At 62.6% G+C, this 12,481-nt stretch carries 12 protein-coding genes and 1 pseudogene; 2 read left to right on the top strand and 11 right to left on the bottom strand.

Annotated elements, in window-relative coordinates:
* A pseudogene (locus E0L15_RS11380) lies at positions 1-395 on the top strand (hypothetical protein); the annotation flags it as partial.
* An 85-nt stretch (positions 396-480) separates the two neighbouring features.
* Positions 481-1,515, top strand: a complete 1,035-nt coding sequence (locus E0L15_RS11375) for a M42 family metallopeptidase (RefSeq protein ID WP_347566000.1) — start codon at positions 481-483, stop codon at positions 1,513-1,515.
* Positions 1,516-1,771: 256 nt separating this feature from the next.
* Here E0L15_RS11375 and E0L15_RS11370 read toward each other — a convergent pair whose 3' ends face one another.
* From E0L15_RS11370 to E0L15_RS11320, 11 genes are all read right to left on the bottom strand, one after another.
* Entirely contained in the window at positions 1,772-2,458 is a 687-nt protein-coding gene (locus tag E0L15_RS11370; RefSeq protein WP_168125676.1) for a V-type ATP synthase subunit D, read from the bottom strand.
* A 3-nt stretch (positions 2,459-2,461) separates the two neighbouring features.
* Positions 2,462-3,844, bottom strand: coding sequence for a V-type ATP synthase subunit B (locus tag E0L15_RS11365; protein WP_087234362.1), 1,383 nt, complete (start codon positions 3,842-3,844; stop codon positions 2,462-2,464).
* Positions 3,841-5,616, bottom strand: a complete 1,776-nt coding sequence (locus E0L15_RS11360) for a V-type ATP synthase subunit A (protein WP_168125675.1) — start codon at positions 5,614-5,616, stop codon at positions 3,841-3,843. The genes E0L15_RS11365 and E0L15_RS11360 overlap by 4 nt, the downstream gene beginning before the upstream one ends.
* A 225-nt stretch (positions 5,617-5,841) precedes the next feature.
* Complete coding sequence (locus E0L15_RS11355; protein WP_168125674.1) at positions 5,842-6,156, bottom strand: V-type ATP synthase subunit F; 315 nt, start codon at positions 6,154-6,156, stop codon at positions 5,842-5,844.
* A gap of 15 nt (positions 6,157-6,171) precedes the next feature.
* The gene (locus E0L15_RS11350; protein ID WP_168125673.1) at positions 6,172-7,170 is read right to left on the bottom strand and encodes a V-type ATPase subunit; all 999 of its coding nucleotides are present in this window, start codon (positions 7,168-7,170) and stop codon (positions 6,172-6,174) included.
* A 44-nt stretch (positions 7,171-7,214) separates the two neighbouring features.
* On the bottom strand, positions 7,215-7,805 hold the full coding sequence (locus tag E0L15_RS11345; RefSeq protein ID WP_168125672.1) for a V-type ATP synthase subunit E: 591 nt from the start codon (positions 7,803-7,805) through the stop codon (positions 7,215-7,217).
* A 15-nt stretch (positions 7,806-7,820) separates the two neighbouring features.
* Positions 7,821-8,315 (bottom strand): V-type ATP synthase subunit K, encoded by a 495-nt coding sequence (locus tag E0L15_RS11340; protein WP_087234373.1) that lies wholly within the window; start codon positions 8,313-8,315, stop codon positions 7,821-7,823.
* A gap of 1 nt (position 8,316) precedes the next feature.
* Positions 8,317-10,323, bottom strand: coding sequence for a V-type ATP synthase subunit I (locus tag E0L15_RS11335; RefSeq protein ID WP_168125671.1), 2,007 nt, complete (start codon positions 10,321-10,323; stop codon positions 8,317-8,319).
* On the bottom strand, positions 10,323-10,637 hold the full coding sequence (locus E0L15_RS11330; RefSeq protein WP_087234377.1) for a hypothetical protein: 315 nt from the start codon (positions 10,635-10,637) through the stop codon (positions 10,323-10,325). The genes E0L15_RS11335 and E0L15_RS11330 overlap by 1 nt, the downstream gene beginning before the upstream one ends.
* 285 nt (positions 10,638-10,922) lie before the next feature.
* Positions 10,923-11,615 (bottom strand): hydrolase, encoded by a 693-nt coding sequence (locus E0L15_RS11325; RefSeq protein WP_087234380.1) that lies wholly within the window; start codon positions 11,613-11,615, stop codon positions 10,923-10,925.
* A gap of 101 nt (positions 11,616-11,716) precedes the next feature.
* The coding region (locus E0L15_RS11320) for a putative glycoside hydrolase (protein WP_168125670.1) at positions 11,717-12,481 on the bottom strand (765 nt) is incomplete at its 5' end.

The following is a 12,481-nucleotide window of genomic DNA, read 5'->3' as shown; positions in this document are numbered from 1 at the left end:
CCAAGACCTGCTGTCTGCGCCAGCAAGTGCTGGACAGCCTGGAGCAGTGGCAGCTGGCCCGACTGCTCAGCCGCCGGGCAGGCAAGCAGAGCCGCCAAATGTCCAACGTGGCCGCCCAGCTCCACCAGCAGGCCAAGCAGCTCTCGGCGGCCTACTTTCTCCAATCCGGGGTGCGCTACTGGCCCGTGGCCCAGCTCACCGCCCCCCGGATGACCACCTACGTAGGGGGCCTGCGCCAGCTCTATCAGCGCAACCAGGCCCTCACCCAGGAGTTCCAGACCTGCCGAGCCAAGGCGGGCAGCCCCGACCTTGCCCAACTCTATGGCCAACTGGCCCAGGAGGGCGTGAAGCGGGCGGCCCTGCTGCGCCAACTGCTGGAGCAGACCGGGATGTGACCTTGCGCATTCCCCCGACACCATGCTATACTAAAGTCCGACGGCATTGGGCCGCCGGACTTTTTCAACAAAGGAAGCGATCTGTGTGGAACACGTAGTAAATGACGCCGTGGAACAGGCTCTGGCCCTGCTGGCCATTGACAGCCCCTCCGGCTACACCGAAACGGTGGCACAATATGCATACAATCATCTGAAAGACCTGGGTTTTGAACCCCAATACACCCGGAAAGGGGCCGTTCTGGTAAACCTCACCCCCCACCTGCCCCAGGACAACGGCCTGCTGCTGCTGGCCCACCTGGACACCCTGGGCGGCATGATCTCCCGCATCACCGGAGAGGGCCGCATCCACATCGTCAACGTGGGCGGCCTGCGTCCCCACAACTGCGAGGGTGAAAATGTGCGCATCCGCACCCGGGACGGCAAGGTGTACACCGGCACCTTCCAGCTCCACAACCCCTCCGCCCACGTCAACCCCGACTATTCCGACACCCCCCGCACCTTCGACACCATGGAGGTGGTGCTGGACGAGGAGGTGGAGAGCCGGGAGGACGTGAAGGCCCTGGGCATCTCCAATGGGGATGTGGTGTGTTTTGACCCCCGCACCACCGTCACCCCCTCTGGGTACATCAAGAGCCGCTTCTTGGACGATAAGCTGTCTGCTGGTATCCTCCTGGCCCTGGCCCGCCAAGTGGCCAACGGGGACGTAACCCCCACCCGGCCTGTGTGGCTGCACCTCACCGGATATGAGGAAGTGGGCCACGGCGGCTCCACCTCCGTTCCCGCTGGCATCACCGACGTGGTGGCGGTGGACATGGGCTGCGTGGGCGACAACCTGGAGGGCGAGGAGCGCAAGGTGTCCATCTGCGCCAAGGATGGCCGCTCTCCCTATGACTACGCCCTCACCAGTGCCCTGATTGAAGCCGCCAAAAAGAGCGGCGCCGACTACGCCGTGGACATCTTCACCAACTATGGCTCGGACGCCGACGCCACCCTCTCCGCCGGGCATGAGGTGCGCCACGGCCTCATCGGCCCCGGGGTGTTCGCCTCCCACGGCTACGAGCGCAGCCACAAAAAGGGCGTATTGAGCACGTTGAAGCTGCTGGACGCCTTTGTGGGGTAATGAACTAATACATGTTAAGGGAGATGCAAGACTGGCCTTGCATCTCCCTTTGATTTTCACATAAAAAGTGTGTTGACCGCCCGGCTGCACCCGAGCGGTCAACATTAGTTGAACGAATCTCTTGGGGCTAACCGTCATGCAACAGCGCCCTTTTCATGTTCATTATAGCCCCCCCTTCCCTGGTTGTCAATGCCCAGCGGGGATGGTTTCCAGTCCAAAAAACAAGGTGCCAAAATAGGCACCTTGTTTTTTGCTCTTATTGGAAGTTCTGCAAAGCCTCAGCATCTCGGGCCTTCTGCTCCTCCAGGGCCTGCTGAAGGAGCATATCCTTTACCTTCATCAGGCGGGTGGTGGTGGAGCGGTCGTTTTCATCCAGCTTCATGGTGATATACCGGATGGCCTCCTGGGTGTTGGGAATCATCACGTATTCCAGGGCGTTGACCCGGCGGCGGGTCTTCTCAATCTCCTCGGCCAGCAGCTGGGCGGTCTTTTCGATCTGAGCCAGCTTGAGCATGGACTGGAACACATCGCCCAGGGCCTCCACAGCGGAGTCCAACTCACCGGAGGTGGTGGCAAAGCCGTAGGGGAAGATGTCCGAGGTGTCGCTGGTGCGGGTCTTGTAGGTGTAGGTGGGCACGTTGACGCTCATCACATTGCGGAAGCTCATGTCCAGCTCCACGCTCTGCTTGGGGTACATCAGCGCCTGCTCCATGGCCGCCCCGCTCATGAGGGCGGAGGCCACGGTGAAGGAGCCGTGCACCCGCATCAGCTCCTCCTCCACCTGGCTGCGCAGGGCTCGCACCTCCCGCACGGTGTCCAGGAACTGCTTCATCAGCTCGTCCCGCTTGTCTTTGAGCAGCTTGTGGCCCCGCTGGGCGGTTTTCAGCTTGCGTTTTAAGCGGGTGAGCTCCATTCGGGTGGGATTGACAACGGTGGCAGCCATTGTTTATCCCTCCTTCTTGGGCAGGTACTTGTCGATATACTCCGGCTTGATGCGCTTGAGCTCCGCCTTGGGCAGGATGGACAGCAGCTCCCAGCCCAGGTCCAGGGTCTCCTCAATGGAGCGGTTGGTCTCATAGCCCTGGTTGACATAGCGCTTTTCAAACTCATCGGCGAACTTGGCGTACAGCAGATCGGTGGGGGTCAGAGCGGCCTCACCCAGAATGGACATCAGCTCCTTGTTGTCCTTACCGGTGGAGTAGGCGGCAAAGAGCTGGTTCATGGTGTTGGCGTGGTCCTCGCGGGTCTTGCCCTCGCCGATACCCTTATCCTTCAGACGGGACAGAGAGGGCAGCACGTCCACGGGGGGATTGATGCCCTGGCGATACAGCGCACGGGAGAGGATGATCTGGCCCTCGGTGATATATCCGGTCAGGTCGGGGATGGGGTGGGTCTTGTCATCCTCGGGCATGGTGAGGATGGGGATCATGGTGATGGAACCGGGCTTGCCCAGCTGACGGCCGGCACGCTCGTACATGGTGGCCAGGTCGGTGTACAGGTAGCCGGGGAAGCCACGGCGGCCGGGCACTTCCTTCTTAGCCGCGGACACCTCACGCAGGGCCTCGGCGTAGTTGGTGATGTCGGTCAAGATGACCAGTACGTGCATGCCCTTCTCAAAGGCCAGGTACTCGGCGGCGGTCAGGGCCATACGGGGAGTGGAGATACGCTCCACGGCGGGGTCGTTGGCCAGGTTGGTGAACAGCACGGTGCGGTCAATGGCGCCGGTGCGCTTGAACTCCTGAACAAAGTACTCGGACTCCTCGTAGGTGATACCGATGGCGGCGAACACCACGGCGAAGTTGCCGGCGTCGTCGCCCAACACACGGGCCTGCCGGGCGATCTGAGCGGCCAGCTGGGCGTGAGGCAGACCGGAGCCGGAGAAGATGGGCAGCTTCTGGCCACGCACCAGAGTATTCAGGCCGTCAATGGTGGACACGCCGGTCTGGATGAACTCGTTGGGGTAGTCCCGGGCGGCGGGGTTCATGGGCAGGCCGTTGATGTCCCGGTACTCCTCGGCCAGGATCTCGGGGCCGCCGTCAATGGGACGGCCCATGCCGTTGAACACACGGCCCAGCATGTCGCCGGACACACCCAGCTGGAGGGGGTGGCCCAGGAAACGCACCTTGGACTGGGCCAGGTTGATGCCAGCGGCGGACTCAAACAGCTGCACCACAGCGGTGTCGCCGTTGACCTCCAGCACCTTACCACGGCGGATGCCGCCGTCGGGCAGCTCGACCTCCACCAGTTCGTCATAGGTGACGTTTTCCACCATCTTCACCATCATCAGAGGAGAGACGATCTCCTGAATGGTTCTATATTCACGAATCACAGGGTATCACCCGCCTTTTCCACAACTTCGTCGATTTCCCGCTCCATCTGTACCCGGATGTCGGCGTACTCCTGCTGGTACTGCTCCACGGGCACGGACTTGGCGCGGCCAATGCGCTCCCGGGCGGGGATGCCAAACAGCTCCATGGTGGGAGCGCCCTTGGCGATGGCGGCCCGGCACAGCTTGTCATAGTTCAGAATCATGGCCAGCAGCTGGGCCTGGCGGTCATAGCTGGAGTAGGAGTCCACGTCCATAAAGGAGTTTTGCTGGAGGAAGTCCTCACGCACCATACGGGCGGACTCCAGGGTCAGCTGGTCATTGGGGGACAGGGAGTCCTTACCAACCAGCTGCACAATCTCGTTGAGGCTGGCCTCGCTCTGCAGCAAGCTCATGGCCTGCTCCCGGTTGGCCATAAACTCAGGGCCCAGATTCTCGTCAAACCAGGGCTTCAGGGAGTCCAGGTACAGGGAGTAGGAGTTGAGCCAGTTGATGGCGGGGAAGTGGCGCTTGTAGGCCAGCTGGGCGTCCAGAGCCCAGAACACCTTGACGATACGCATGGTGCCCTGGCTGACGGGCTCGGACAGGTCGCCGCCGGGAGGGGACACGGCGCCCACGGCGGTCAGAGAACCACGGCGGTCGTCGCTGCCCAGGCAGGACACGGAGCCGGCCCGCTCGTAGAACTGGGCCAGACGGGAGGCCAGGTAGGCGGGGTAGCCTTCCTCACCGGGCATCTCTTCCAGACGGCCGGACATCTCACGCAGAGCCTCGGCCCAGCGGGAGGTGGAGTCGGCGATGACGGCCACGTCGTAGCCCATGTCGCGGAAGTACTCGGCGATGGTGATGCCGGTGTAAATGGAGGCCTCACGGGCAGCCACAGGCATGTCGGAGGTATTGGCAATGAGCACGGTCCGCTTCATCAGGGACTCGCCGGTGCGGGGGTCGATGAGTTCGGGGAACTCACGCAAAACGTCGGTCATCTCGTTGCCACGCTCGCCGCAGCCAATGTAGATGACGATGTCCACGTCAGACCACTTGGCCACGGCGTGCTGCATCACGGTCTTGCCGGAGCCGAAGGGGCCGGGGATGGCGGCGGTGCCGCCCTTGGCCACGGGGAAGCAGGTGTCCACAATCCGCTGTCCAGTGGACAGGGGACGGACGGGGGGATACTTGCGCTTATAGGGACGGCCCACACGCACGGGCCAGCGCTGGCTCATGGTGATCTCCACGTCGGTGCCGTCCTCACGGGTCAGGACCGCCACCACGGTCTTCACGTTGTAGGAGCCAGCGGGGGTGACGCTCTTCAGAGTGCCCTTGAGGTAGGGGGGCACCATGATCTTGTGGAGCACCACGGGGGTCTCGGGGACGGTGCCGATGACGTCGCCGCCCTCCACTTTATCCCCGGCCTTGGCCACGGGAGTGAACTCCCACAGCTTCTCGGGGTCGATGGGGGGAACCTCCACGCCACGGGGCAGGTTGTTGCCCCCCACCTTCTTCATGATCTCCTCCAGGGGTCGCTGGATGCCATCGTAGATATTCTCAATCATGCCGGGACCCAGCTCCACGCTCATGGGGTAACCGGTGGTTACCACCTCGGCGCCGGGGCCCAGGCCGGAGGTCTCCTCATAGACCTGAATGGAGGCGGCATCCCCGTTCATGGTGAGGATCTCACCGATGAGGCGCTGGGGACCCACACGGACCACGTCGGACATGTTGGCGTCCGACAGGCCGGTGGCCACCACCAGGGGGCCGGAGACCTTAACTACTTTACCCATATCGTCGAAACCTTCCTTCTAGTCGGTTTATTCGTGTTCTCTCTATCGGAAGAACAATCCATGGCAATGCCGAGACATGGCGGCAAGTGGTATGACGGAGCAATTTTGTGTCAGACCGAGGCGTGGCTTTGCAGAAATCCTTTGTGGATTTCAAAAAGTCACAACGATGGTATGGCGCAAAAGGGCCCGTCAGAACCGCAGCCGTCATGGCGAGGGATTGCCCCATCAAAGAATGTCTGCGCCTACGGCACGCTCCACTGCCTTCTTGATGTTGCGCATGCCGATGCCCTGGCTGCCCTCTTTCCCGGGAATGAGAATGATGGCAGGGGTCAGGGCGTCCTTGTAGCGGGCGATGTCGCTGTCCATGCTGGCCGCCAGGGTCTCGGTGAGATAGATGATCCCGTAGTTCTCCTTGGCGATGGTGTGGAGGGTGGTGCGGGCCTGGTCCACGCTGTCCACCGGGAAGGTGGCCAGCCCTAAGGCCTTGAAGCCCAACACGCTGTCCTTGTCGCCGATGACGGCGATTTGATAACGAGCCATGTCCCTTCCCCTCCTTTAACCGTAGGTCCGGCGCAGACGCTGCCGGATGGTGTCTCCGTCCAGGCCCGCCATACGGCCGGACAAAATGGTGCGAATGGCGGTCATCTCCGCCTCCCGGGCGTAGAGGTAGCCCACAATGGGCTGCTCGCCAAAGGCCACTCGGCGACCGACACCCAGGTACTCCATCACCGCATCGTCGCACTGCCGCTCAAAGTCGGTCAGCGCCCCGGAGCCGGGGGCGGACAGGGCAGAACCCGTGGCAGCGGCCTGGGAGAGGGGACTGGTGCGGAACAGGCCCGCCAGCTCGTCCCCCCGGGCAGTGGCCAGGGTACGGGCGGGGACATTGCCCCCGGGCACCAGCACCTGCTGGAGAAAATCCATGCCCTTGTTCAGCCGGGATGCCCGGACGCAGGCTCTCAGGTTGGCCACGTCAATGGTCAGGGCCACGTAGCCCTCCAGGAACTTGCTGTCCGCCTGACGGGCCAAAGCAGTGAGCTCCTCAAAGTAGGCCCGGTCCAGGATGAAGTCGGACAGCTGGGGGTCGCCGGTGGCACCCAGGGTCTCCCGGGCACGGGCCACACCCCGGCGGAAGATGTCGGAGCAGCCCCGCAGATCCTCCCGGCTGTAGTCCTCAGCCAGACGGCGGGGGTCGTACCGGCCGCCCCCCACCAGCAGGGACTCCTGGTTTGACCCCAGGGCTTCCCCCTTCACCAGCACCTTGGCATTGTGGTAGTCGTAGCTGCACCGGAACACATCCAGCAGCGCCCGGTTGCCCACAGCACTGCTCAAATCGTGGAACAGGTCGGTCTGGGCCTTGGAGAGCATCTCCTCAATGCCCCCTGCCGTCACCTGCCCCAGGTCTTCATATCCGCACTCGGTGAGCACCTTGGCAGCCTCGGAAAGCTCCCGGGCCTCAATCATCCGCTCCATGCGCTCATGGTTGAGCAGTCGGTTCTCCATGGCGTGGATGCGGGCGGATATGGTCAAATAATCCAAATCTTTCTCGTGTGACATGGTTGATTTCCCCCTTTCTGAAATGATGTGTGAAAGGGTCTGCATCAACCGAAGAGCACGTCTGCCACCTGGGTGGACAGGGTGTTCCGCTGCAGCCGCACCAGGGTCTCAAAGGTGCAGTTGACCTCCACCACCCCGTCGCTGAGGATGAAGCCTCCCTGCATGGGGCGGGTCTCCTGGGACAGGGTCAGCTGGCCCTTGTCCCCCAGCTTCTCGTTGGCGGCCACCACCACCGCCTTGCCCAACCGGGCCCGATCGGCAGCGGAGAAGATGAGGGCCTCGGTGCCCTTGGAGGCAGCCTGGGCGGCCAGATCGGCCAGCAGAGCCACGCACTTCTCCTGGGGCAGCTGGGTGAGCTTCTTCATGGCCAGCTGGAAGGCCTCTTCCACGACCTCCTGCTTGGCCCGCAGCACTTCCTTGCGGCACTCCAGCTGGGCCACGCTGGCCAGCCGCTCGCCCCGCTCGGCAGCAGCCTTCTCGCCCCGGGCCAGGATGTCGTCGGCCTCGGCCTTGGCCTGGGCCTGGTATTTGGCGGTGATCTTCTCCGCCTCGGCCTGGGCCGCTGCCAGCACGTCGTCGATTTCCCGCTGGGCATCGCTGCTGATGCGGTCTATGATCTTCTCGATTCCGTCCATAGTCTACCTCTCAGCTCAGAAGCCGAACATGATCATCAGGAAGGAGATGAGCAGGGACAAAATGGCGTAGAACTCCACGATGATACACAGCACCATGCCCTTGGACCAGTCGTTGGGGTTCTTGGCCACGATGTTCACCGAAGCGGCGGCCACACGGCCCTGGGCAATGCCGGAGAGCAGACCACCCAGTGCCATGGGTAGGCAGGCGGCCAGAATCAGCAGGCCGTTGGCCACGCTCAGCTGGGCCACGGTGCCGTCAAACAGGCCCATCTTCATCAGGGCCAAAAAGCCGATGACCAGGCCGTACAGACCCTGGGTGCCGGGGATGACCTGCAGGATCATGCACTTGGAGAACTGAGAGGGATCCTCGGACAACAGGCCGGCGGCGGCCTCACCGGCCAGACCGGTACCCTTGGCGGAACCGACGCAGGCCAGGCCTGCAGCCAGAGCAGCACCCAGAAATCCAAAGAAGGGACCGGCATACATGGTCAGAAATTCGCTGATATACATATTATTTTTCCTCCTCAATATCGACGTACTTGGTGTTGATTTCCAACGGACGCCAGGGACGTCCGCCTTCCTGATAAAATTGTTTGAAAAATTCCAGATATTGCAGTCGGGACGTGTGTACATAGGTACCAATGACATTGAGCCCGATGTTGAAGCTATGTCCCAGCAGGAAGATGATGAAGAAAATTGGGATCCCCAGCGCCGGGGGCAGCCCGCTGCCGGGCATGGCCGCCAGGATGTTGAACACCTGGCCGATGACCGAGCCGGCCAACATCATCACCATCAAGCGGGAGTAGGAGAGGATGTCTCCAAAATAGCCGGTGACACCGTTGTACACCCCGCCGATCACCGCACCCAGCTTCCCGCCGATGCCCTTGGCCCCCCGGGCCTGGCCCAGCAGCATCAAACAGCCCACGATCAGCACCACCGGGTAGCCCGACACATTGCCGATGCCCAAGGCAAACAGGGCGATGCCCACAAAGATGACCCACCAGGATCCCACGTCCAGCACCGCATCCAGCACCTTGCCGTCCCGGCACAGCATCCAGAACTTCACCGCCATGCCCACCACGATCTGAACCAGGCCTACCACCAGGGAGAACACCAGCACACTCATGGGATCGCCCATGACGTTGAGCAGCGGGCCGGGTACGCCGCTGCCCTCGGGTGCCGACAAAAACGGAATCACCGGCTGGGGCAAGCCCAGCATCCCGGTAAACTGCACCAAAAAGTCGGAGAAAAAGCCACCGGTGAGCAGGCCGATCACCGCAGAGGAAATGCCGCACATGATCATCAGCCGCACCAGCTGACCGAATCCCCCCTTGGGACGGATCCGCCACTGGATGAATGCGGTGACGGCGGCCAGGATCAGGCCGTAGCCCAAATCGGCAAACATAAAGCCAAAGAAAAACACATAAAAGGGCATCATCAGCCCATTGGGATCCACTCCGTCATAGGCGGGCAGGGAGTACATGGTGGTAATGGTGGTCAGCGGCTCGGTGAGCCGGTTGCTCTTGAGCTTCACCGGCACCGTGGGATACTCCTCCCGCTCCGGCGCCCGGATGTCCCAGGCGCAGACATAGCCCCTCAGGGCCTGTCCCAGCGCCTCTACGTCGGGGTCGGGCACCCAGCCCTCCAGATAGAAGGCACATTCCGAATCCACCAGTCGACCCTTGGCCTCCTCCCGAGCGATGTCCTGAGCCACCCGGTCCAGGCACAGACGCAGAGCGTCCCGGTGGGGGGCAAAGGAGGCGATGTGCTCTTTGGCCTCATCCATCTTCTGGGCCACCACCGCCAGCTGGTTGTCCAGCTGCCGGTCATTGTCCGCCGCCGTTCCTGTCCAGCCCCGGAGGTTGGAGCGGGAGAAGCCAAACTCCCGCATGGCCTCACAACAGGCCTGCTCCACCTCCTTGTGGCAGACCAGCAGGAAGTATTGCAGCTCCCGGTCCGCCCCGGCATGGCTCAGGCTGGTCAGCTGGCTGGCCTGGGTCACCGCCGCCTCCATGGCGGCGTAATCCGCCCGGGCGGGGATGGTGCCGAAGATCACGGCAATGTTCTCATCCCCGGACAGCTCCAAAGGTACATCCAGGGACAGCCATGGGGCCAGCGCCGCCTTTTGAGTTTGCAACTTGCCCTGCTCTGCCGTGAGGTTGGCCAGCTCCCGCTCCCCGTCCACAATGGCCTGAGCGGTGTCCAGCCCCCGCCGGTAGCTGTCCTGGTCGAACAGCTCCTTCCGGCTCAGCCGGGGCCGGGGGCGCAGCAGCCCCCCCTTGAGAGAGACGTGCCTGGCCAGCACGTTCAGCGCCTGGTTGAGCAGATTGCTCTGCTCCCGGGCGGTGGCCAGTCCCTGTCCATCCGGCTTGCCCACCGCCGCCCACTGGGGATCGGACAGATCAATGGCAGGCTCGTCCACCTCCACGCACCCCAGCTTTTGCAGCAGGTGCAGCAGGCTCTCACGCTCCGACCGCATCCCCATCAGGCGCAGCCGTTTCATTTTTACGATTGCCATCAGTTTTTACCTACCCTTCCAACAATGAGGTCCGCCGCTTGCTCCAGATGCCCGCGGGCCTGCCGCTTCATGGCCTCACAGGCCTGGGCGTTGCCCTCCAGCACCTGGCGGGACTGCTGGGCGGCCAGCTCCTCGGCCTGGGCCATCATGGCCTTGGCCTTCTCCTGGGCCTGGGCCCGGGCCTCGGCCACCAGCGCCTTTCCAGCCCGCTGGGCGTCCGCCACAATCCGCTTGGCCTGGGCGGCAGCTTCCGCCTTCTGGCCCCGGGAGGCCTCCTCGGTCTGGGTCACCTTCTGGATGGCTTCAAATGCCATAGTATCTCACCTCTTTCTGGGACTCAAAGGTCATCAGGTTCCTTGGTTAGATGATCCCCGATTATGTTAAAATTGTACCACATTTGTCAAATCGGTTCAATAGTTTTTTAAGATTTTCGGTAAAAAAGTTCCACACTTCTTTTTGTAAAATCCCTGTGTTTTTTGTATTTTCCGTTCTATTTTTATCTCTTTTCTACTTTACTACCTATTTAACTAATGTTCCACAAAAAGAAACCCCCAGGGCGTACGCCTTGGGGGCTTGAAAGAATCGGGTATGTGGAAGGCTCAGGTTTCCCCCTGTTCCTGGCGGTAGCGCTGCATGGAAACGGCGAACAGATCCGCACTGCTGGGCGGGGTATAGGTAATGGCGTTGGCCCCGGCGGCGATGGTCTCCAAAATGCTCTCGTCGGTGGGTCCGCCGGTGGCGATGATGGGGACGTTGGGGAACTGGGCCCGCACCGCCCGGACGATCTCAGGGGTGTGCCGCGCCCCGGAGATGTTGAGGATATCCGCCCCGGCCTCCAGCCGGGCGGCGATGTCGGTGTTGTGGGACACCACGGTGACCACCACCGGGATGTCCAGCACCTGCTTGAGCCGACGCACCACGTCGTTTTGGGTGGGGGCGTTGACCACCACCCCGAAGGCGCCCTCGTGCTCGGCGTCGTTGGCCAGGTTCACCACCCGCAGACCCCGGGTGACGCCGCCGCCCACTCCCACAAACACGGGCATGTCGGCGGCCTGCATCACCGCTCGATGGATGGCGGGCTGGGGGGTGAAGGGGTAGACGGCCATGACGGCGTCGGCGTTGATGTTGCGGATCACCGCCACGTCGGTGGTAAAAGCCAGGGATTTGATTCTCCGCCCGAACACCCGGATGCCGGAGCACTCGGAGATGCAGGTGGGAATTTTAATCATGTGGCTGCGCAGGGTGCCCTCGTACTCCGGCACCCACTTGCGGGGGGCAATTTTCTCTGTCATGGGGTTCTCCTCTAAATGGGACAATGAAGAATGAAAAATGAAAAATGATGAATGCAAACCCTGATCGTGCTTGCGGCTCCCTCCGGGAGGCTTTTCGTCGCTCACTCCCAGATGGTCTGGCCGCTGGCGGCCTCCTGGACCACCAGTTGGCGGGAGGGATCCATCCCCGCCTGGGTCAGCGCACGGGTCACCTGGGTCTGGGTGGTGGTCTCATCCAGAGTCACCCACACCCGCTGGGCGTATTGGTCCAGCAGCTGGGGGGTCATGCCGCTGGCCACGCCGCCCTCCACCAGGGAGTCTCCCCGCACCTGGGCGGAGAGGCGCACCTCGCTGCCCTCCAGGGCCTGGGTGACCTCCTGCCAGAACTGCTCCACCACGGTGGTGCGGGTGTCGGGGTAGTTGGTGGACTGGGCCAGCACGTGTACCTCCCCCTGGTCGGGGAAGTAGGCGCTGTCCAGCACCAGCTCGTCAAAGCCCATCTGGGACAGCTCCACACACAAATCCACCAGGTACTGCCGCACCTGGGTGTTCACCGGGCTGACCCAGCTCATGCCCATGGAGTCATACCAGCGGTTGCCGCCCTTCGTCATCAGCAGACTGCTGCCCACGTTGGCAGCGGCCAGGGCCTGGTCCCGGAAGCAGTCCACCCGGGCCACCAGGTAGATATCCTGGGCGGACAGAGCGCTGAGAGCCTGGGTGAGGCTCTGGGTGGTGGACACCGTGCCCAGTTGACGGGCCAGAGAGGCCTGGCTGGGCCATTGCAGCTTGCCCCACTCGCCCTTGACCTGGACCACCACGGCGTCACAGCCCGTCTGCTGGGCCAGGGTCTGGGCCGAGCCGTCCAACAGCTGGCTCACCGTCACGTC

Source organism: Pseudoflavonifractor sp. SW1122, assembly GCF_012027765.1.
Classification (GTDB): Bacteria; Bacillota; Clostridia; order Oscillospirales; family Oscillospiraceae; genus Enterenecus; species Enterenecus faecium.
Note: the sequence above shows the minus strand (reverse complement) of the source record. Positions and strands in the feature narration are given on the sequence as shown.